Below are 20221 nucleotides of genomic sequence, written 5' to 3' on the forward strand. Positions count from 1 at the left end.
CCCGCAAGGGGGAGGTGTCAGCGCAGCTGACGGAGGGGGCGGAAGCGACTGGCCGAGGCTCAAAGGCACAGCCGTCCTCCCCCTCCGTCGCCTTCGGCGCCACCTCCCCCTGGCGGGGGAGGATTATGCGTTACTTCTCCTGCCCGGGCGCCCGCAGTTCCGCCTCAACCTCGATCGTCTTGCCGTTGGCGAAGGCCAGGCGCAGCGGGATTTTGCCGCCGGCGCGGACTTCCGGCGAGATGTCGTAGAGCATGACGTGCTTGCCACCCGGTTCGAACTTGACCGTCGATCCGGCGGGAATCGCGACATCCTTGAGCGGCGACATCGTCATCATGCCGCCTTCATGCTTCATTTCGTGCAGCTCGGTCCGCACCGCTGCCGGAGACGACACGCCGAGCAGGCTGGTGGCGTCTGCCCCGCCCTTTACGGTGAAATAGGCCGCGCCAGGACGGCTCGACACTGCGGGCAGGCGGACCCAGGCGTCATCCACGCCAAGCTGTGCCTGTTCGCATCCGGCGAGCGTCACCGCCGCCATCACCGCCACCACCAAAGACCGCATCTTCGAAACTCCTCCTCCCGATTCGGGAACCTTCGGCAAATTCCTAGGTGCGCCATGACCTTGCGACAAGGCGCGGCACGCCTATATCCCGCTTTGTGAAGGCCGCGTTGCCGCTTTAGGGGCGCGGTAACGCACTGGATTAACTAGATTTAGCAGACGGGGGCCTTAGAGGACTCATGGGTAAAGTTATCGGAATCGATCTCGGCACGACCAACAGCTGCGTGGCAGTGATGGAGGGCGGCAAGCCCAAAGTGATCGAGAATGCTGAAGGCGCACGCACCACGCCGTCGATCGTTGCGTTCGGCAAGGATGGCGAGCGACTGATCGGCCAGCCGGCCAAGCGCCAGGCGGTCACCAATGGCGACAACACGATTTTTGCGGTCAAGCGCCTGATCGGCCGCCGCTATGACGATCCCATCACCAAGAAGGACACCGAGCTGGTCCCCTACACGATCGTGAAGGGTTCGAACGGCGACGCATGGGTCAAGGCAGGCGGCGAAGACTATTCGCCGAGCCAGATCAGCGCGTTCATCCTTCAGAAGATGAAGGAGACCGCCGAGTCCTATCTGGGCGAGACCGTGACGCAGGCCGTCATCACCGTCCCGGCGTACTTCAACGACGCACAGCGCCAGGCGACCAAGGACGCGGGCAAGATTGCCGGCCTCGAAGTGCTGCGCATCATCAACGAGCCGACGGCGGCGGCGCTCGCCTATGGCCTCGACAAGGACAACAACAAGACCATCGCGGTCTATGACCTTGGCGGCGGCACGTTCGACATCTCGATCCTCGAGATCGGCGATGGCGTGTTCGAAGTGAAGGCGACCAATGGCGACACCTTCCTGGGCGGCGAGGATTTCGATTCCAAGCTGGTCAAGTATTTCGCCGAAGAGTTCCAGAAGGCCGAGGGCATCGACCTGACCAAGGACAAGCTGGCACTCCAGCGTCTGAAGGAAGCGGCCGAGAAGGCGAAGATCGAGCTGTCGTCGGCGCAGACCACGGAGGTGAACCTGCCCTTCATCACCGCCGACCAGAACGGTCCCAAGCACCTCGTCAAGACGCTGTCGCGCGCGGAGCTGGAGCGGCTGGTCGACGACCTGATCACGCGTACGCTCGAGCCGTGCCGCAAGGCGATGTCGGATGCGGGCGTGAAGGCTGCGCAGATCGACGAAGTGGTGCTGGTCGGCGGCATGACCCGCATGCCCAAGGTCCGCCAGATCGTGAAGGAGTTCTTCGGCAAGGAGCCGCACACCGGCGTCAACCCCGATGAGGTGGTGGCGATTGGTGCGGCGATCCAGGCCGGCGTGCTGCAGGGCGACGTCAAGGACGTGCTGCTGCTCGACGTGACCCCGCTGTCGCTGGGCATCGAGACGCTGGGTGGCGTGTTCACCCGCATGATCGACCGCAACACGACGATCCCGACCAAGAAGTCGCAGGTTTACTCGACTGCCGATGACAATCAGCAGGCGGTGACGATCCGCGTGTTCCAGGGCGAGCGCGAAATGGCGGCGGACAACAAGATGCTGGGTCAGTTCGACCTGGTCGGCATCCCCCCTGCCCCGCGCGGCGTGCCGCAGATCGAAGTGATCTTCGACATCGACGCCAACGGTCTGGTCAACGTGTCGGCCAAGGACAAGGGCACCGGCAAGGAGCAGCAGATCCGCATCCAGGCCAGCGGTGGCCTGTCGGACAGCGACATCGACCAGATGGTGCGCGACGCCGAGAAGTTCGCCGAGGAAGACAAGGCGCGTCGCGCGTCTGCCGAGGCGAAGAACAACGCGGAATCGCTGATCCACACCACCGAACGCCAGCTCGCCGAGAATGGCGACAAGGTCGATGAGGCGCTGAAGGGCGAGATCCAGTCGGCGATCGACGCGGCCAAGGCAGCGGTCGAGAGCAACGACGCCGAAGCGATGAATGAGAAGAGTCAGGCCCTCGCGCAGGTCGCGATGAAGCTGGGTCAGGCGATCTACGAGAAGCAGCAGCAGTCGGAGGCTTCGCCTCAGGCAGATGCGGCTGCGGAGAAGCCGGCGGACGACGTGGTCGACGCCGAATTCTCTGAGGTGGACGACAACAAGGCGTAATTTATGCTCCCCCCCGCCCCTTTCACTCCCAAGGAAAGGCGGCGGGGGTTCGGGCGGGGGCCGAGTGAATGACCACCCAGACTGACTATTACGAACTGCTCGGCATTTCGCGCGATGCGGACGATGCGACGATCAAGTCGGCGTTCCGCAAGCTCGCGATCCAGTGCCACCCCGACAAGCATGGCGGGTGCAAGGAGCAGGAAGCCAAGTTCAAGGCGATCAACGAAGCCTATGACTGCCTGAAGGACCCGCAGAAGCGCGCGGCCTATGACCGGTTCGGTCATGCCGGGCCGCAGGGCGGTGGCGGCGGGCAGGGTTTCGACGGCTTTGCCGATATCTTCGAATCCATGTTCGGCGAGTTCATGGGCGGACGCGGCGGTGGCGGACAGCGCCAGGCGCGCGGCGCCGACCTGCGCTACGACATGGAAATCAGCCTGGAAGACGCCTTCAACGGCAAGGCGACCGACATCACCATCGACGTGTCCGGCCCGTGCGAGCCGTGCGGCGGCACCGGTGCGTCGCCCGGCACGATGGCCAAGCGCTGCACCACCTGTGCAGGTCACGGCAAGGTGCGCGCGCAGCAGGGCTTTTTCGTGGTCGAGCGGACCTGTCCATCGTGCCACGGCGCGGGGCAGACGATCGCCGATCCGTGCCGCAATTGCCGGGGCGAGGGCCGCGTCGACAAGACGGTGAAGCTGGCGGTCAACATCCCGCCGGGCGTCGACGAAGGCACGCGCATCCGCATGGCGGGTCAGGGCGAAGCGGGCGCGCGCGGTGCCCCTCCGGGCGACCTATACATCTTTCTGCACGTCAAACCGCACGCGCTGTTCGAGCGTGAGGGCACGACCTTGTTCGCGCGCGCACCGATCAGCTTCACCACGGCAGCGCTGGGCGGCGAGATCGAGATTCCCGGCCCGGACGGCGAAGTGCACAAGATCCACCTCCACCCCGGCACCCAGAGCGGACGCGAAGTGCGCCAGCGCGGTGCGGGCATGCCGGTGCTTCAAGGGCGCGGCCGCGGCGATCTGGTCGTGCGGATCGAGGTCGAGATCCCGACCAAGCTGTCGGGTGAGCAGCGCGCGCTGCTGGAGCAGTTCCGCGCGCTGGAGACCGGCGAGGAATGCCCGATTTCGACCGGGTTCTTCGACAAGCTGAAGAAGGCGGTGGGGGGCTGATCGGGTGGCAGGCCAGCACTTGACCGAAGTGATCATGCTGGCCGGGAAGGCAATCCGGGGAACACTGGATTTTCGGGGACGGTCGACGCGCTTGGAGGTAATGGCCTTCTGGCTTGCACTGATGTTTGTCGGCGTTCCGCTAACCTTGGTGTTAGCGTCACTCGGCGATGGGTCTAGGCTTGCCGCCACAATTCTGGGCTATGCTCTAGGTCTTCCTTTTGCGGCTCTGTTCGTGCGCAGGCTTCACGATTTGGATCGGAGCGGATGGGGGTCTTTGGCGGTCGTTCCGGTGCTGTTGGTCAATGGTTACCAGTCCGTGCGTGCCAGTTTGGATGCCGCACCGTCCACCCTCCCATGGTGGGGGTCGCTCACGATGTTGGCGCTGATGGCAATCGTCTTTATGTTCGTGATTGCCCCCGGCACCGAAGGTCCCAACCGCTTCGGTCCCGACCCGCGCAGTTCAATAGACCCCAAACAGCTTCGCGCTCGCGACCAGCAGGACGAGGCCGAGGGCGCGCAGGATCCACTTCTGAGGTAGCTTGATGCCGAGCGTGGTGCCGATCAGGCCGCCCGCGAGGACCGCGACTGCGTAGAGCGGGAGTTCGGGGGGCAGGCTGCCGACCGAGGCGAGATTGCCAGCGAGGCCCGCAGCGGAATTGGCGAGGATGAAGACCGCCACGACGCCCGAGGCGGGCTTGGGTGCGGACCAGGCGAGGAACAGCAGCAGCGGCGAGAGGAAGATGCCGCCGCCGGTGCCGGTCAGCCCGGCGAGCAGGCCGAGGCCGATCCCGGCGAGGACGGCGAGCCACAGCGGCGGATCGTGCCATTCGCGCTCGGCCTTCAATTCGCGCGGCCACAGCATCCGCGCAGCGGAGAAGAGCAGGACCGCGCCCATTGCCGGGCGGTATATCTCCGGGGGCACGTGGATCATCCCGCCGACGAACGCGGCCGGAATGGCGCCGACGAGGAACGGCCACAGCGTGCGCCAGCGAAACAGTCCCGCGCGGGCGTAGCGGATCGATCCCAAGGTCGCGACGATCAGGTTGAGAACCAGTGCGGTCGGCCGCATCGTCGCTACCGGTACGCTGAACAGCGCCATCAGCGCGATATAGGACGACGCGCCGCCATGTCCGACGGTGGAGTAGAGCAGGGCGCCGAGGAACATGCAGGCGGCGAGCGCGAGGTGGAGGGAGTCGAACGGCATTGGGCTTAGGGGTAGCGTCCGGCTGGTCTGCGTCCAGTCCGTTTGTTGTCACCGCGGACTTGTTCCGGGGTCCACCCGGCGGCGGGGCGCGAAGCAAGAGGCGATAGCGTCGGACGTGAGGCGGAGTAGATCCCGGCACAGGGCCGGGGTGACGATGATGTTGGGGGAGGTAGTGCTGAGGGTTGGGAGAGGGGTTGTCCTCTCAGGCCATTAGCTGGTGGGAACGCGCCCCTCTCCCCGGCCCTCTCCCCGGGAGCGGAGAGAGGGAGAAGACGAGCGGAACCCCGCGCGTGCCATTACCCCAAACCCAAAAGAGGGCCGGCGTTTCCGCCAGCCCCCCGGTGTCGCCGTCCGCTCGCTTGCCCATCCGGGAGACGGGCGCGCCGCGGTGGCGGCAGGCGGTGTTCCACTAACCGGCAAGGGACGTGGAACCCCGCGTTCCAACGGTCGCTAGGCGTCCGCTGGCCGGTCACCGGGACGGGGGCGGTTCCGAAGAGCCGCGTTCCCGCCTCGATGTCCTTGCGATCCCTTCCTGCCTTGCGGCGCTCCGGCATCGCGGTCCGGTCATCGATCGACACGATCCCCGAAGGGTCGTTTCATTCGATCACCTCGCGTCGGTCCTGTTGCCCGAAGGCGTTCAGTTCCGTCGCGGCTGTGGCTGCATCCTCCCGGCCGTGCCCGAAGGCGCCGCCGCTCCGCTGCAACCCGCTCCACCCGGTCCGAAGACGGGCTTTGCGTCCATGGCTTCCGGTCCGGCCCGTTGCCCGAAGACACCAGCCCCTGCCCTTCCGCCTGTCACCCCCGGCACGAGGCCAAGGATGCCATTGGACGCCTGTCCGTTCCGTTCGCGCAAAGCCGATGCGAACATCGCCTTCACGGTTTCCCGGGGTGGCGTCCCCGTCCCGTTCCATGCGGTTTCCCGAAGGCACCTGCATGGTTCAGGCCGTGACAAACATCTGATTTCGCTTTGGTTTCCCGCCGCGTCCGCATCTGCCTGCCCCATGATGCTGTCACGATTTGCGAGTCGGACGAAGTGCCGATCGTCCGTTACGACCTGTGGATAGCGTGAATCACGGGAAGAGAATTAGCGGGCCGGGGACCAGTCGGGGGCGGCGAGCTCGAACCCGGCAAAGTCGAAGCCGGGCACCACGATGCAGCTGACCAGCGCCCAGCCGCGATGCGCGTCCGCCGCCTGCCAGCGAGTCGCTGGAACGCGTGCTTGCGGCTGGTAGCCAGCAAAGACATCGCCGCCAAGTACGATCGTCTCAGGATTGGCGTCCGCCGCGTCGGCGATCATCAGGTCGAGCGGCGACCCGGCGTGCCACAGCCACAGCTCATCGGCATCGACGCGGTGCCAGTGCGACCTTTGCCCCTGTTCAAGCAGGAACAGGATCGCCGTGCCGGGCGAGCGGCCGCCGTCCCCAAGTGATTGAGAACGCCATGTTTCCCGGTACCAGCCGCCCTCGGGATGGGGGGCGAGAGCGAGGCGTTCGATAAGGGTGCGGGCTTCCTGCATGGAGGATGAACTGCACGAAATGTTACGTTCATGAAACCCCGCCCAAAGCCGCAGCGTTCTTTCCCCGAGTTCAGGAAGATGGAGTAGAGATTATGCGTAACCTGATGCTGGCGCTTGGCGCCGCTTCGCTGGCCGTCCCCGCGACCGCCATGCTGCCCAACACCTCGAGCGAGGCGCAGGCGCAGAGCAAGAAGAACCGCCAGGCCTATCGCGAGTGGAAGGGCCGTGATGGCCGCCGCTATTGCCGCAAGCCGGATGGTACGACCGGTCTGGTCGTCGGCGGTGTTGCTGGCGCGCTGGTCGGTCGCACGATCGACACGCGCGGTGATCGCACGGTCGGGACGCTGGCCGGTGCCGCAGTCGGCGCACTGGCGGGCCGCGAGATCGAGCGGAGCGGTAGCCGCAAGCGCTGCCGCTAATCCAGACCTTCTTTGCGTAAATGATTCGGGGCGCGGGATATTTCCGCGCCCCGTTTCGTTGGCCAATCAGACGCGGGGGGTATCCGACAGGGAGATGCCCAATGACTAATCTGATCCGTACCGGCATGATCGCATTGAGTGGGAGCGCGATGGCGCTGACCGGTGCCTGCAGCCAATATGGCGGCGACCGACCGGGCTATGCCAGCCGCGGCGACTGGGACGCCGCACGCTATTATCGCGATGGCAGCTATGAAGAGCGCCGCCTGAGCCGTGGCGACAATGTCTATGTCGGGCGCGACGGGCGCTATTACTGCAAACGCAGCGATGGCAGCGCGGGCTTGATCGTCGGCGGCATTGCCGGCGGCGTGCTCGGCAACATCATCGCGCCGGGCGGATCGAAGACGCTGGGCACGATTATCGGCGCCGCCGGTGGTGCAGCGATCGGGTCTTCGGTCGATCGCGGCGAAGTGCGCTGCCGCTAAAGCGGGTTCAGCTTCGCTGAACGCGGTTTCGCAACGTTAACCGGAAGGGTGTAGTGCGTGGAGCAATGCTTCGCGTGCTCACCCTTTCGTCGTTGTTCCCCGACACGTCGCGGCCCAATTTCGGCGTGTTTGTCGAGCGGCAGACGCTTGGGTTAGCGGCGCATCCAGACGTCGAATTGAAGCTGGTCGCGCCGGTCGGGCTCCCGCCCTGGCCGCTGTCTCGTTTGGGGCGCTATGCAGCGCTGTCCGCCCTTCCCCGGCACGAAGACTGGAAAGGCGTCGAAACCTGGCGTCCGCGCTTTGCCAATCTGCCGGGGACCGGGGGGCGGTTTCATGCGGCGATGCTGGCAGCCCGACTGAAGCCGCTGTTGCGCGCGATCCGGCGTGATTTCCCGTTCGACGTGATCGATGCGAGCTTCTTCTTTCCCGATGGCGTCGCGGCGGTCGAGCTAGGCCGCGTGTTTGGCGTGCCGGTGTCGATCAAGGCGCGCGGCGCGGATATCCACCATTGGGGCCGCGCGCGGGGGACTTCCGCACAGATATTGGAGGCGGGGAAGCGTGCCGATGGGCTGCTCGCGGTCGCCGGGTCGATGCGGGACGACATGGTCGCACTGGGGATGGATGGCGCGAAGATCTGCGTTCATCGCACGGGCGTCGATCTCGACCGGTTCGCGCCGCGCGACCGGGCGGCGGCGAAGGCTGCGTTGGGGGTCAGCGGCCCGCTGGTCGCGAGCGTCGGCGCGCTGATCCCGCGCAAGGGGCATGACATCGTAATCGACGCGGTCGCGGCGGTGCCCGGTGTGCGGCTGATGATCGCTGGCGAGGGGCCGGAGCGCCCAAAGCTTGTGGGGCAGATTGCGCGGCTGGGGGTTGGCGACCGAGTGACACTGATGGGCAGCGTGGCGCATGGCGAGCTGCCCCGATTGCTCGCGGCTGCGGATGTGATGGCGCTGGCGTCATCGTCCGAGGGGCTGGCAAACGCCTGGGTCGAGGCGCTGGCGAGCGGGACGCCGGTGGTAATCCCCGATGCCGGCGGCGCGCGCGAGCTGGTGACGGCGCCGGAGCATGGTCGGATCGTTGCGCGGAATGCGCAGGCGTTTGCCGAGGCGATCAGCGCATTGATCGCTGCCCCTCCCCCGGTCGATGCGGTGCGCGCCGGGGCCGCAGGGTTCACCTGGGAGGCGAACACTGCGGCGCTGTACGCGCATCTGATGGGGTTGGTGCGCGCTTAGCGCTTCTTCTCCCACGCCGCCGCCTGTACCTCGGCCAACTTCACCAAATCACCGAGCGCCAGGTTCATGTCGATCAGGTGCAGCCCCCAATCGTCGAGCCGCTGCGGGCCGACCATCAGGTCGCCGGGAATGTCGTCGGTGCGCGCATCGGCGGGGTCGGGCTTCAGCGTCATCTCGAAATAGCTCGCCCCGTCCTTCGCGACACAGGCGCCCGCGATCATGCCGGGCAGTTTGACGAAGTTGGTGGTGACGGGCGCGCCGCCCTTGCTCCACGCAAAGGCGGGGGCCGATCCGATCAGCGAGCCGGTGGGGAGATAGGCGTCGAGCGTTGCGGAGCCGCCATCGAGCGCGGCAGGGTTGGTGCAGGCGACCTGCATCCCCGCAGCGGCGCGAGCAAAGCGGCTCTTGGCGGGCGGCGGGACGGTGGCGCGGAAGCTGACATAGGTCACGACGCAGCCGGTTTCGGTGGCGCTGGCACAGGTCGGGATCGACTTGAGCGTGCCGGTGCGCTGGCCCGCAGTGAGCTCGAGATTGAAACCGATCGGCATCGCCGAGATGATCGGCTTCATCGCTGCGGGTTTGCCGTCGAACTCACGCTCGAGCAGCTGCGATAGCATCCGCGCGCCCTGGCTATGGCCGATCAGGACGACGCCGCGCCCCTGATTGTCGTGCTTCATGTAATCGTCGAACGCCGCCTTGACGTCGCGATAGCCGAGCACGGGGTCGGCGCCGGACGTCTGGCCGGTCATCACCGCGCGCAATGCCTTCATCGTTACCTGGCGGTACATCGGCGCGAAGACGCGGCACACGCTGCGGAAGCGCGCCGCCTGAATCATCGCGACGCGGCGCTCGGCGGCGTCGATGCTGAGGTCGCTATTCGGCGTCTCATCGGTCGAAACGGTGGGATAGACGTAGAAGCAATCGAATTTCGGGTTTGCTGCTGCGGTAAACTTCTCGACCGTGCGCGATCCGTCGGGCGCGACCACCGTAGCATCGAGATTGACGGTGCAGGCATCCTCCCGACCCGGGCGGCAGAGCCAGTTGGCGGTATCGCGATAGTCGGCAGGCGCGGGTGCCGCGACCTGAGCGGCGGTGATCGCAATTGCGGCGGTCAGCATGGTCTTCTCTCCCCGTTATTTTGCGATCCATATGCACGAGTCGGAGCACGATTGGAAGATCGGGTATGGCGATCACTTGCGCGGGCGACCGCAATGCCAGCAACTGTCGCTTGCGCGGCCGCCCCGAGCGGGCAAGGTTGGTCGCATGGCATTCGCCCCTGCCCTTGCCCTGTTGCTGGTGACGCAGAGCGTTCCAACGGACGCCGCACGCGCGCTAGAGGATGCCGGCCGCTATCGTGAAGCTGAGCCGATCCTGCGGCGTGCGGTTGGCGACGCGGGGCGCAGGCCGAGCGATGCGCTGGCCGATGCGGCGGAGCGACTGGCGGACAATCTGGCGAAGCAGGCCGAGCCACTCTATCGGCGGGCGTTCGAGATTCGGCTCGCGCGGCATGGCGCGGCGCATCCGGCAGTCGCGCGCAGCCTGAGCCAGTTGGCGGGCCTTGCGGCGGATGCCGGGCGGCTGGACGAGGCGGAGGCGCTGTCGGCGCGGGCGCTCGCGATCCTCACCGCTGCCGGGCCGGATGCGCGGCTCGACCTCACCCGTGCGCAAGGCAACCGCGCTGGCATCTTGGCGGCGATAGGGCGCGGCGAAGACGCCTATGCGCTGTATCGCGAGGCGGCGGCGACGTTGCAGCGGCTGGGGCCAGGGGCGGAGGCGGAGTTTGCGGTCGCGCTCAATAATCTGGGGTCGCATCTGGTTCGGATGGCGGGTGCGACCAGCGTGCAGGCGGGGTTTCGGCGGAGCTTTACGCTGCGCCAGGCGGTGCTGTCCCCACCCCCGCCGATCGGTGCCCCGGCGACAGGCGGGAGCGAGCGGGTCGACGCAATGCTGCGCCGCCGGTTGCTGTTCGACGCCGCGATGGCGTTGCGCATGGCGCTGGGCGTGCGTGTGAAGCTGTTCGGCGAGATGCATCCCGATACTGCCAACAGCCTGAACGGGCTGGCGGCGGCGGAGCGGGCACTGGGGCGGCGCGACGCGGCGGAGGGGCTGTACCGCCGCGCATTCAGCATCAAGCTGGCGATGCTGCCGGCCGGCGACCGCGATCGGGTGATTGGGGCGTGGAGCCTGGCCAGTGTGATCGTGGAGGATGGTGCGCGTGCCGGCGAAGCGCGGGCACTTTACCGGACGGCAGCGGCAGAGGCGCTGGCGGCGCAGGGGCGGCATGCGGACTATGACCGCGCAGCGAGCGCCGAGTTACGGAGTTTCGCCCCGATCTTCACCGGGCAGGTGCGGACCGCCTGGACGCTTGCGAACGCGCGTTAATCGAGCGGATAGAGCGCCGCAGCTACGCCACGGAGTTCGGCGCGCAGCACGCCCCACAGACGCGCTGCGGCCCGGCTGTCCATCGGCTCGATGCCGAAGGGCAACGCCGCTTCCAGCGCGGCCGGGGGCCGGCGCAGCGTCGTCCCGGTGCCGAGGATCAGGAATTCCGGCAGCGGGTCCATCGCCAGCAGCGGCGCGAAATCGGCCACGGTCAGCTCCGCGAGCGGCGGCGGCGACCAGCCATCGGCGCGCGTGGGGGTGAGGATCAGGCCGTCATACACCCCGTCATCGACGCGGAAACCGCGACCGCTGAACCCCGAGACGACCGGACCCTCGATCCGGGTCCGGTCGACCCGCATCAGGGCATGTCCTTGAAGTCGGCAGGGCCTGTGCGCTCTGCACCCTTCGGTCCGGTCGCTTCCTTGGGCAGGAAGCTGTCGGGCTTGAGCCGCAGCCACAGCAGGATCGCCGCCGAGACATAGACCGACGAGAAGGTGCCGATGACGATGCCGAGCAGCATCGCTGCGGTGAAGCCGAAGATCACGTCGGGTCCAAGCACCAGCAGGATGGTCAGCACGATGCCGATCGAGAGCGAGGTCACGACGGTGCGCGACAGCGTTTCGTTGATCGACAGGTCGAGCAGCTCGCCCATCTCCATCTTGCGGTATTTGCGCATATTCTCGCGAATACGGTCATACACGACGATGGTGTCGTTCAATGAGTAGCCGATGATCGTCAGGATCGCGGCGACGATGTTGAGGTCGAACTCAAGCTGGGTCAGCGCGAAGAAGCCGAGCGTCAGCGCAACGTCGTGGAACAGCGCGAACAGCGCGCCGACGCCGAACTGCCATTCGAAGCGGAACCAGACATAGAGCGCGATAGCAATCATCGCGAGCGTCAGGCTGATCGCGCCGTTGCGGAACAGCTCTTCCGAAACCTTGCCCGACACGCTCTGTGCGCCTTCGACCTGTGCGCCGGGATAGCCTTGCTGGATCGTGGCGCGGATTGCCGACGCCGCCTTGTTCGCCGCTTCCTCACCACCCTCGGGCAGCGGGGTGCGGACCGAATATTCGTTCGTCGATCCGCTGCGCTGAATCGTCGCCTCGCCATAGCCGAGACCTTCGACCCGCTGGCGCAGCGTTTCGATCTCGATCGGCTGGCTGAAGGTCACGCGGGTCTGTTGCCCGCCGACGAAATCGATGCCGAGGTTGAAGCCCTTGACGAAGCACAGCACGATCGAACCGATGATGAGCAGCATCGACAACGCCATCGCCACGTTCCGCCATTTCAGGAACGGGATGTTGGTGTTGTCAGGGACGAGCTTGAGAGGGCGCATATCTGGGCGGCCTTAAATATTGATCGTCTTGGGACGGTTGCGCTTCAGATAATCGGCAACGAGCAGACGCGTGAAGGTGACGCCGGTGAACACCGAGGTGATGATGCCGATGGCGAGCACGACCGCGAAGCCGCGGATCGGGCCGGTGCCGAACAGGAACATGATCGCCGCCGAAATGACGTTGGTGATGTTCGCGTCGAAGATCGCGCGGCTCGCTTCCTTGTAGCCGAACTCGACCGAAGCAATCGCGGCGCGGCCACGGATGCGCTGTTCTTCACGGATGCGTTCGTTGATCAGCACGTTGGCGTCGACCGCCGCACCGATAGTCAGCACGAAGCCGGCGATGCCGGGCAACGTCAGCGTGGCACCAAAGAACGCCATCACGCCGAGCACCATGACCGCGTTCACCAGCAGCGCGGCGGCGGTGTAGACGCCGAAACGCAGATAGGTGAACAGCATGAACGCGATCAGCGCGAGCGTGCCGACGATGCCGGCAAGGATGCCCTTTTCGATCGATTCCTGCCCGAGCTCGGCCGAGACGGTGCGCTCCTCGACCACCTTGAGCGCAACGGGCAGCTTGCCCGAACGCAGCGCGATGGCGAGTTCGTTGGCGCTTTCGACGGTGAACCCGCCCGAAATCTGGCCGCGACCGCCGAGGATCGGTTCGTTGATGTTCGGCGCGGAGATGACCTGACCATCGACAATGATCGCGAACGGCTTGCCGGTGTTGGTCTGGGTCGCCTGGGCAAAGCGGCGGCCGCCCTGCGTGTCGAAGGTGAAGCCCACCACGACGCGCTGGTCCTGGTCGAATTCCTGCTTGGCGTCGATCAGCTGATCGCCGCTGACGATGATCTGACGCTTGAGCGCGATCTTTGCGACCTCGCCCTCTTTGGTCGGATAGGCGATATAGGGCGCGCCACCGGGAGCGCCCGGATAGGCCATGATCTCGCTGCCGATCGGCGGACGGCCCGCAGCGATCTCCGCCGGGTTGGCGGTGGTGTCGACCAGCTTGAACTCAAGCCGTGCGGTGGTGCCGATCGTGCGCTTGAGCGCCTCGGGATCCTTGACCCCGGGCACTTCGACGAGGATGCGATTGCGCCCCTGAAGGATGATCGTCGGTTCGAGCGTGCCGAGCGCGTTGATGCGGCGATCGACCACTTCGCGTGCGTCGCCCATTGCCTGCGTCACCGCCTGATCGAGCCCAGCGCTGGTCTGGCTGACGATGAAGCGGGTGCCGTCGCGCACCTCGATCGTCCATTCGCGCTGGCCGGACATGCCGACACCGCTGCCGGTCAGCTGGAGCAGGCGTTCGCGCGCGGCATCAACCTGTGCGACGTTGCGCACCATGAAGCTGATGCGATTGTCCCGGGTGGAGATGTCGCCGATGTCGATCCGCGGATCCTGACGGCGGAACTCGGTTTCGATCTCGTCGCGCTTGGCCGCGAGGCGCGTGCGCGCGAGATCATCGACATCTGCCTCAAGCAGGATCGAGCTGCCGCCGGCGAGGTCGAGGCCGAGGTTGATCGATGGCTGCGGGATCCACGACGGCCAGCGCTCACGCGCGCTTTCCGGCACGAAGCTGGGGATCGCCAGCAGCATGCAGACGGCGATGCTGAGCCAGACTGCCCAGACCTTCCACTTGGGAAAATCGAGCATCTCAGTCGTTCGCGGGCTTGCCGCCGAGCGGCTGGACCTCGACGATGGTCGCCTTGACCACCTTGACCTTCACGGTCGGAGCGATCTCGACATTGGCGTAGACGTCGTCGACCGACACCACCTTGCCTACCAGACCGCCCGCCGTGACGACGGTGTCGTTCTTCTTCATCGAGCCGATCGATGCCTGAAGCGTCTTCATCCGCTTTTGCTGCGGGCGAATCATCAGGAAGTAGAAGGCGACGAAGATCAGGACGAGCGGCGCGATCGAAAGGAACGAGGCGGCTCCGCCGCCCTGGCCTGCCGCGCTGCCTGCGGCCTGTGCAAATGCTGGGGTGATGATCATGGGTTTCCCGGGCCTGGAGTGTGGGCCTATTGGTGGGGAGCCAAGCCCCCCGGTTCAAGCGGCGCGGGCTACCACTTGTGTTGCGACCATGCAACTGTGGCGGATCATCGTGCGAAGTCGGCCACGCCAGCCGGCAAGGTGACAGAACCCCTTGCATCCCCGGCAACACGCGCCTAGAGGGCCTGCCTTCGGTCGGGGCGTAGCGCAGCCTGGTAGCGCATCACACTGGGGGTGTGGGGGTCGCAGGTTCGAATCCTGTCGCCCCGACCAAGATTTCCTGCACAAGGCGATTGCCGCCGGTGCGGCCTTCCGCAGATCAGATACACTCCCCAGTCTGCTTGTTGTTACGGCTGTAACGCAAGGGATGCATCCGCCGCGCGGCTTGCTATAGATCGCGTTGTGGAGCCTGTGCGCGACGTCCCTTCTGCTGACGATCCATCCCGCGGCGTGCCAGCGGGCGCGGCACCGCTGTCGATTCCGACGCGCCTGCGGCTGAGCGTGATCCTGATCCTGCTGTTCGTGCTGAGCGGATGGGTCGCGCGACAACTCGCTATTCCGCCGGCCAACGTGACCATGCTGTGGCTCCCCTCTGGCGTCGCGGTCGGCGCGGTTTTGCTCTACGGGCGCTGGCTGTTGCCGGCGGTGTTCATTGCCTCGCTGACGCTCAATACGATCCTGGGCATGTCGATGGGATCGGGGATGCTGCGCGCAGCCGGACTGGCGGTGTGGACCGCGATTGGCGCGATGCTGCAGGCCCTGATCGCCGATATCCTGCTGCGCCGCCGGTTCGGTGATCATCTCGAACTGACACGACTGCGCGATGTCACGGTGGCGATTGGCCTCGGCATCCTGGTCCCCGCGCTGGTGTCGGCGTCGATCGGCCATCTTGCGCTGATGGCGCTGCGCGACTTTTCCGTTGAACGGGTGCCGGGCAGCATGGTGACCTGGGCGCTGGGCGACATATTGGGCATCCTGACCGTCGCGCCCTTTGCGATGATCGGCGTGCGGCGGCGGTTTCGGGCGCTGTGGCGCGGCGCGACGATCCGGGGGCTGTTCGGCTATATCGCGCTCGGCTGTGGCCTGGGCCTGGCGCTGACCATGTTCGCCTGGATCAACGCGCGCGAGCGGGTTAGCGAGAGCAGCAAGGCGAGCTTCACCGTGCTGGCCGCAGAGAACGAGCAGGCGTTGCACGAACGGTTGAACCGCGCGGCGCAAAGCCTCGATGCCGCCTCGGCGCTGTTCACGGCGGGCGAGCGCGTGACCTGGGACGAATGGGTCACCTATGCCAAGGTGATCGATATCGAGCGCAGCTACCCCGGTATTCGCGACATCGGGTTCATTCGACGCGTTCCGCGCGCCGAAGTCGCGGCATTTCAGGACGAAACGCGGCGCAACGGCCTGCCGATTGACCGCATCCAGCGAGCACCGGCGACCGGCGACCATTATGTCGTCAAATATATCTACCCGCTGGAAAAAAACCGCGCCGTTCTGGGCATGGACATCACGTTTGACCCCAAACGGCGCGAGGCCGCCGATCAGGCGCGCGACACCGGTGCGGCGGTGGTGACGCGACCGCTCGACTTTGTTCAGTATCGCGGCCCCGGCTATGGCTTTACGGTCATGCGGCCGGTCTATTCGGCGGCGGAACCGCCCCGCACGGTGGCGGAGCGGCGCCGGACGCTGATCGGGTGGGTCTACCACCCCTTTCCCGCCGAGCGCTTCTTTAGCGACCTGAGCCCCGCCCAGGGCAGCGATTTCGAGCTGTTGATCAGGGCGCGCGACGGGACTAACCGCTGGGTAACGGTCTTCGACACGCTGTCCAGCAAACCCAAGACAGCGCACCGGCCCGCTTTTTCAGAAACGCGGCAGTTCAATGTTGCCGGCCGCGTATGGTCGCTCGAGTGGCGTAGCACCGCTGCTTTCGAGAACCGGACCCGCAGTGTCGAGCCGCTGCTCGTCCTGCTGACGGGGCTGACCATCAATCTGGCCCTGGCCGCCGTACTGGTAGTGGTGGCGCGCCGCGAGGCGGTGGTAACGCGGGAGGTTGAGCGCTCCACCGCAGAATTATCGGAGGCGAACCGCCTGTTGCTGATGACCGAGGCGACGACGCATGTCGGCCATTGGCGCTACGACATCGCGGCGGGCGCCCTGCTGTGGTCGGACGAGGTGTATCGCATTTACGGGCGCGATCCGAACCGCCGGATTACGCGCGACGAGGCACTCGACTATCTCCATGCTGACGACCGGGGCCGGACCTGGCAGGCAATGCTGGCATCGGTACGCGACCAGACCCCGTTCAATCTGCGCGTACGCATTACCCGCGACGATGACGGCGAGACGCGGTATCTGTCCTATATCGGTCGCGCCGAGCCCGGCCCGGACGGCAAGCCCGGCGCGCTGTTCGGCGTGATGCAGGATGTCACCAACGAAACACGAGTGCGCGAACAGTTGCTCAAGGCGCGCGATTCGGCGCAGCGCGAGGCGCAGGCGCGTGGCGCGTTCCTTGCCAATCTCAGCCATGAAATTCGCACCCCGATGAACGGCGTGATCGGCTTTGCCGAACTGCTGCTCGAATCCAAACTGGCGACCGAACAGCGTAACTACGCGCAGATCATCATCGAATCGGGCAGCAACATGATGGCGCTGCTCAACGATGTGCTCGACCTGTCGAAGATCGAGGCCGGACATCTGGAGCTGTCCGACGAACCGGTCGCGATCGAGGAACTCGCCAATTCGGCCATCCGCATGCTGATGCCCAGCGTGCGCCGCCGCGACGTGTGGCTGGAGGTGCAGATCGACCCGACGCTCCCGCCGGTGGTGCGCGGGGACAAGCTGCGGCTGCGGCAGGTGCTGCTCAACCTGCTCGGCAATGCGGTCAAGTTTACCGAGCAAGGCTTTGTGCGGCTTGAGGTCAGTCGTGTCGGGGCGTTGATGCGGTTTGCCGTGGTCGATTCGGGTCCGGGAATCCCGCCCGAGCGGATTGCCGACATCTTCAAATCCTTTGTCCAGCTCGAACCCGTGGCGCGCACAACCGGATCGGGCGCCGGACTGGGCCTGACCATTTCCAGTTCGCTCGTCCGGCTGATGGGCGGCAATCTGAAAGTGCAAAGTCGGGTCAACGAAGGCAGCAGCTTTCATTTCACCCTGCCCTGCACCCCGGCGTCGCTCGAAGATGACGCAGCACCGGCCAGCGATGTTCCTAACAATAGTCCTGCGCACAAAACGCCCCCAGCAGCGATCCGCGTCTTGCTGGCGGAGGACAACGAGATCAATCAGGCGCTGATCCGCGCCACCGCCGCCCGGCTGGGGCTTACGCTCGACGTGGCCAGTAACGGCTCCGAAGCTGTCATCCGCGCCCAGGGCGCGGCGGAGGCAGGAGTGCCTTACGACCTGATCCTGATGGATATCCAGATGCCCGTCCTCGACGGCATCGGCGCCACCCAGCGACTGCGCAGCATGGGGTTCAGCGCCGAGACGCTGCCGATCGTCGCGCTGTCGGCGAACGTCTATCAAAACGATATCGACGCGTGTTTCGCCGCAGGCATGCAGGCGCATCTGGCCAAGCCGGTGCGGCGCGAGGCGCTGGAGAGTGCGATCGCCACTTGGGCGCGGCACCATCCCGGCACCATTCGCGCCCTGCCGGTGCCGAGTGCGGCGCCCCCCGCCGAACCACTGCCCGCTTCGCTGGTCACGCGCTATGCCGAACGCCGCGCTGCGCTGGCTGAGCGGCTCCGCGCGTTCGGTCCAGTCGCGGCCGATGACGTGCAGGCAATTGCTGCACTGCTGTCCGAAATCCATAAGCTGGCCGGGACTGCAGGACATTTCGGCGACGGCCAACTCGGTGACAAGGCCCGCGAAATCGAACGCGCGATGATCGACGCAGCACCGGCCGAGCGCATCATCCTTGCGCAAGCGTTGCTTGCTATGATCGAAACAAGTTCCCAGAACGTCTCAAGTTGAGTAGTAACGTCGCGCGATCATATGGACTTGCGGAGCTTGCCCGTTATCAGGCCGGTTTCGGTTCCAAATAGCGGATGAAAATGTCCAGAACCATTCATGTCGTCGATGACGATGATCTTGCCCGTGATGTGATCTCGAGCCTGGTGGCGACCTTGCCCGGCGTTTCGGTGAGCGCGTGGGAATCGGCGGAGGCATTTCTGACCGCTGCACAGGACGGCGCGGCGCCGGGGGTGGTGCTGCTCGACCTCAACATGCCCGGGCTGTCCGGGAATGAGGCTCTGCGTTCGCTGGACCATATGCGGTTTCCGGCGATCATCGTGTCTGGGCAGGGCCAGATCACCTCTGCCGTCGAATCGCTCAAGCGCGGGGCGATCGATTTTATCGAGAAGCCGTTTACGCTCGAGAAGTTGCTGGGGCCGTTGAAAATCGCATTCGACCTGCTCGACCGCAATCTCGCCGAGGAAGACCGGTCGGATCGCGACCGCGAACGCCTGGAGACCCTCAGCGAGCGCGAGATCGAGATTCTTTCGCTGCTGGTCGACGGGCTGACCAACCGCGAAGTCGCCGAAAAACTGGGGCTGAGCGTCCGCACGGTCGAATCGCACCGCGCGCGGATCATGCTCAAACTCGACGTGTCGAGCTTTGCCGAGGCGATCCGGCTGGCGGTGCTCGCGGGGATCGAGACGCCGGGCTGATCCGGCTCGACCATGGCGGTTTCGCATCATTTCACCCGATTTGCCGCGATCGACTGGTCCGGCGCTAAAGGCACGCGCCATCCCGGCATCGCCGTTGCGCTGTGCGAGGCGGGTGACGCGGCGCCACGACTGGTCCCCCCGCCCTCCCGCGTCTGGTCGCGACAGGACGTGCTCGACTGGGTGTTGAAGCAGGCGAACGACCCGCTGCTGATCGGGTTCGACTTCAGCTTCTCTGCGCCGTTCGTGGCGCGTGGTGCGCATCTTCCCGGAGAAACGCAGAGTGACGATGCCCGCGCGCTGTGGGCGCATATCGACGCTGCTGCAGCCGGCGACGCAGACCTGGGCGCGGCGGGGTTCATCGATGCGCGGCGCGGGACCCATTTCTATCTGGGTGCCGCCGATGGGGTGAAGGCCGATTTCCTGCACTGGCGGGCCTGTGAGGTCGCGCACGACGGCAGCACCAAACCGTCGACCGTGTTTGACGCGATCGGCGCGGCACAGGTGGCGAAGGCGAGCTTTGCGGGGATGCGCCTGCTCCACCGGCTCAATGGCGCCGTGCCGGTCTGGCCGTTCGATCCCCTGCCCGTACGCGGCGCATGCGTGGTCGAGATCTACACCGCGATCGCTGCCCGAGCCGCAGGGGCGCGGAAGGGGCGATCCAAGCTGCGCGATGCGGCCTCGCTTGACACCGCGCTGGACGCGCTGGGGTCGGCCCAGCACGACCCGCTCGAGCGCTATACCGACCATGCGACCGATGCGCTCCTGACCGCGGCGTGGCTGCGACGCGCCGTCGATGTCGCAGGGCTGTGGCAGCCCGCAGCGATGTCTCCTGAAATTGCGCGATCAGAGGGCTGGACGTTCGGCATCGCTTGACGCAAAGGGACGCAATCCAGACGCGGGCCGCGCATGACGCAAGGCCCGCCGCGCCGGTTTAGCTCAGCTGGTAGAGCAGCGGTTTTGTAAACCGAAGGTCGCGGGTTCGATTCCTGCAACCGGCACCATTGCATCGGGCACATTGATCTCGCCAGGGCCGTCCGGCACAACGGGTGCGCGCGTTTGATCTACGCGTGACAACAAAAAAGCCGCCCGAAGGCGGCTGTTGTGTGTGATGGTTGCGGGGGTTGGATTTGAACCAACGACCTTCAGGTTATGAGCCTGACGAGCTACCGGGCTGCTCCACC

The 20221-nt window shown here is 65.9% G+C and carries 18 protein-coding genes and 2 tRNA genes; 12 read left to right on the plus strand and 8 right to left on the minus strand.

Features of this window, described 5'->3' with window-relative positions:
• Positions 1-130: 130 nt before the first annotated feature.
• On the minus strand, positions 131-559 hold the full coding sequence (locus K9B35_RS03760) for a copper chaperone PCu(A)C (protein ID WP_224920458.1): 429 nt from the start codon (positions 557-559) through the stop codon (positions 131-133).
• 176 nt (positions 560-735) lie between these two features.
• Between K9B35_RS03760 and dnaK the strand changes: the two genes are divergently transcribed.
• The 3 genes from dnaK (at position 736) to K9B35_RS03775 (ending at position 4353) form a co-directional block, all read left to right on the plus strand.
• Positions 736-2640, plus strand: a complete 1905-nt coding sequence (gene dnaK, locus K9B35_RS03765; protein ID WP_224920459.1) for a molecular chaperone DnaK — start codon at positions 736-738, stop codon at positions 2638-2640.
• Positions 2641-2708: 68 nt separating this feature from the next.
• Positions 2709-3815, plus strand: a complete 1107-nt coding sequence (gene dnaJ, locus K9B35_RS03770) for a molecular chaperone DnaJ (protein WP_224920460.1) — start codon at positions 2709-2711, stop codon at positions 3813-3815.
• 28 nt (positions 3816-3843) lie between these two features.
• Positions 3844-4353, plus strand: coding sequence for a DUF805 domain-containing protein (locus K9B35_RS03775; RefSeq protein ID WP_224920504.1), 510 nt, complete (start codon positions 3844-3846; stop codon positions 4351-4353).
• Here the strand turns inward: K9B35_RS03775 and K9B35_RS03780 are convergent.
• Positions 4276-5019, minus strand: a complete 744-nt coding sequence (locus tag K9B35_RS03780; RefSeq protein ID WP_224920461.1) for a sulfite exporter TauE/SafE family protein — start codon at positions 5017-5019, stop codon at positions 4276-4278. The two genes, K9B35_RS03775 and K9B35_RS03780, sit on opposite strands and share 78 nt — an antisense overlap.
• Before the next feature lie 1084 nt (positions 5020-6103).
• Positions 6104-6535, minus strand: coding sequence for a cupin domain-containing protein (locus K9B35_RS03785; RefSeq protein ID WP_224920462.1), 432 nt, complete (start codon positions 6533-6535; stop codon positions 6104-6106).
• Positions 6536-6627: 92 nt separating this feature from the next.
• Here K9B35_RS03785 and K9B35_RS03790 point away from each other — a divergent pair, with 92 nt between their 5' ends.
• The 3 genes from K9B35_RS03790 to K9B35_RS03800 all read left to right on the plus strand — a co-directional run bounded on the left by K9B35_RS03790 (position 6628) and on the right by K9B35_RS03800 (position 8668).
• Positions 6628-6954, plus strand: a complete 327-nt coding sequence (locus tag K9B35_RS03790) for a glycine zipper 2TM domain-containing protein (RefSeq protein WP_224920463.1) — start codon at positions 6628-6630, stop codon at positions 6952-6954.
• Positions 6955-7055: 101 nt separating this feature from the next.
• Positions 7056-7436 (plus strand): glycine zipper 2TM domain-containing protein, encoded by a 381-nt coding sequence (locus K9B35_RS03795; protein ID WP_224920464.1) that lies wholly within the window; start codon positions 7056-7058, stop codon positions 7434-7436.
• 65 nt (positions 7437-7501) lie between these two features.
• Positions 7502-8668 (plus strand): glycosyltransferase, encoded by a 1167-nt coding sequence (locus K9B35_RS03800; RefSeq protein ID WP_224920465.1) that lies wholly within the window; start codon positions 7502-7504, stop codon positions 8666-8668.
• Here K9B35_RS03800 and K9B35_RS03805 read toward each other — a convergent pair.
• Entirely contained in the window at positions 8665-9786 is a 1122-nt protein-coding gene (locus K9B35_RS03805) for a DUF3089 domain-containing protein (RefSeq protein ID WP_224920466.1), read from the minus strand. The genes K9B35_RS03800 and K9B35_RS03805 overlap by 4 nt on opposite strands.
• 145 nt (positions 9787-9931) lie before the next feature.
• Here K9B35_RS03805 and K9B35_RS03810 point away from each other — a divergent pair, with 145 nt between their 5' ends.
• Positions 9932-11050: a tetratricopeptide repeat protein gene (locus K9B35_RS03810; RefSeq protein WP_224920467.1), complete on the plus strand. Its 1119-nt coding sequence runs from the start codon at positions 9932-9934 to the stop codon at positions 11048-11050.
• Here K9B35_RS03810 and K9B35_RS03815 read toward each other — a convergent pair.
• From K9B35_RS03815 to yajC, 4 genes are read right to left on the minus strand one after another with little or no spacing between them, the layout of a single operon-like run.
• Entirely contained in the window at positions 11047-11409 is a 363-nt protein-coding gene (locus K9B35_RS03815; protein WP_224920468.1) for an MTH938/NDUFAF3 family protein, read from the minus strand. The genes K9B35_RS03810 and K9B35_RS03815 overlap by 4 nt on opposite strands.
• The gene (gene secF / locus K9B35_RS03820) at positions 11409-12386 is read right to left on the minus strand and encodes a protein translocase subunit SecF (protein ID WP_224920469.1); all 978 of its coding nucleotides are present in this window, start codon (positions 12384-12386) and stop codon (positions 11409-11411) included. The genes K9B35_RS03815 and secF overlap by 1 nt, the downstream gene beginning before the upstream one ends.
• Positions 12387-12398: 12 nt before the next feature.
• Positions 12399-14042, minus strand: a complete 1644-nt coding sequence (gene secD, locus K9B35_RS03825; RefSeq protein ID WP_224920470.1) for a protein translocase subunit SecD — start codon at positions 14040-14042, stop codon at positions 12399-12401.
• A gap of 1 nt (position 14043) precedes the next feature.
• The gene (gene yajC / locus K9B35_RS03830; protein WP_224920471.1) at positions 14044-14385 is read right to left on the minus strand and encodes a preprotein translocase subunit YajC; all 342 of its coding nucleotides are present in this window, start codon (positions 14383-14385) and stop codon (positions 14044-14046) included.
• Positions 14386-14578: 193 nt separating this feature from the next.
• Between yajC and K9B35_RS03835 the strand changes: the two genes are divergently transcribed.
• From K9B35_RS03835 to K9B35_RS03855, 5 genes are all read left to right on the plus strand, one after another.
• Positions 14579-14655 (plus strand) — tRNA-Pro (locus tag K9B35_RS03835).
• A gap of 138 nt (positions 14656-14793) precedes the next feature.
• Positions 14794-18345 carry a CHASE domain-containing protein gene (locus K9B35_RS03840; protein ID WP_224920472.1) on the plus strand — a complete coding sequence of 1184 codons (3552 nt, stop codon included), beginning with the start codon at positions 14794-14796 and terminating at the stop codon, positions 18343-18345.
• A gap of 80 nt (positions 18346-18425) precedes the next feature.
• The gene (locus K9B35_RS03845; RefSeq protein WP_224920473.1) at positions 18426-19040 is read left to right on the plus strand and encodes a response regulator transcription factor; all 615 of its coding nucleotides are present in this window, start codon (positions 18426-18428) and stop codon (positions 19038-19040) included.
• A 12-nt stretch (positions 19041-19052) separates the two neighbouring features.
• Positions 19053-19913, plus strand: a complete 861-nt coding sequence (locus K9B35_RS03850) for a hypothetical protein (protein ID WP_224920474.1) — start codon at positions 19053-19055, stop codon at positions 19911-19913.
• 52 nt (positions 19914-19965) lie between these two features.
• Positions 19966-20041: transfer RNA gene (locus K9B35_RS03855), tRNA-Thr, on the plus strand.
• Positions 20042-20221: the final 180 nt, after the last annotated feature.

The organism is Sphingomonas sp. R647, from assembly GCF_020177055.1.
GTDB lineage: Bacteria > Pseudomonadota > Alphaproteobacteria > Sphingomonadales > Sphingomonadaceae > Sphingomonas.

Excerpts from the sequence above, each read along its gene's own strand:
- secD (WP_224920470.1), bottom strand. The coding sequence starts at position 14,042 with ATGCTCGATTTTCCCAAGTGGAAGGTCTGGGCAGTCTGGCTCAGCATC.
- K9B35_RS03815 (WP_224920468.1), bottom strand. The coding sequence starts at position 11,409 with ATGCGGGTCGACCGGACCCGGATCGAGGGTCCGGTCGTCTCGGGGTTC.
- K9B35_RS03845 (WP_224920473.1), top strand. The coding sequence starts at position 18,426 with ATGTCCAGAACCATTCATGTCGTCGATGACGATGATCTTGCCCGTGAT.
- yajC (WP_224920471.1), bottom strand. The coding sequence starts at position 14,385 with ATGATCATCACCCCAGCATTTGCACAGGCCGCAGGCAGCGCGGCAGGC.
- K9B35_RS03790 (WP_224920463.1), top strand. The coding sequence starts at position 6,628 with ATGCGTAACCTGATGCTGGCGCTTGGCGCCGCTTCGCTGGCCGTCCCC.
- secF (WP_224920469.1), bottom strand. The coding sequence starts at position 12,386 with ATGCGCCCTCTCAAGCTCGTCCCTGACAACACCAACATCCCGTTCCTG.
- K9B35_RS03780 (WP_224920461.1), bottom strand. The coding sequence starts at position 5,019 with ATGCCGTTCGACTCCCTCCACCTCGCGCTCGCCGCCTGCATGTTCCTC.
- dnaJ (WP_224920460.1), top strand. The coding sequence starts at position 2,709 with ATGACCACCCAGACTGACTATTACGAACTGCTCGGCATTTCGCGCGAT.
- K9B35_RS03795 (WP_224920464.1), top strand. The coding sequence starts at position 7,056 with ATGACTAATCTGATCCGTACCGGCATGATCGCATTGAGTGGGAGCGCG.
- K9B35_RS03805 (WP_224920466.1), bottom strand. The coding sequence starts at position 9,786 with ATGCTGACCGCCGCAATTGCGATCACCGCCGCTCAGGTCGCGGCACCC.
- dnaK (WP_224920459.1), top strand. The coding sequence starts at position 736 with ATGGGTAAAGTTATCGGAATCGATCTCGGCACGACCAACAGCTGCGTG.
- K9B35_RS03785 (WP_224920462.1), bottom strand. The coding sequence starts at position 6,535 with ATGCAGGAAGCCCGCACCCTTATCGAACGCCTCGCTCTCGCCCCCCAT.
- K9B35_RS03760 (WP_224920458.1), bottom strand. The coding sequence starts at position 559 with ATGCGGTCTTTGGTGGTGGCGGTGATGGCGGCGGTGACGCTCGCCGGA.
- K9B35_RS03810 (WP_224920467.1), top strand. The coding sequence starts at position 9,932 with ATGGCATTCGCCCCTGCCCTTGCCCTGTTGCTGGTGACGCAGAGCGTT.
- K9B35_RS03850 (WP_224920474.1), top strand. The coding sequence starts at position 19,053 with ATGGCGGTTTCGCATCATTTCACCCGATTTGCCGCGATCGACTGGTCC.
- K9B35_RS03800 (WP_224920465.1), top strand. The coding sequence starts at position 7,502 with ATGCTTCGCGTGCTCACCCTTTCGTCGTTGTTCCCCGACACGTCGCGG.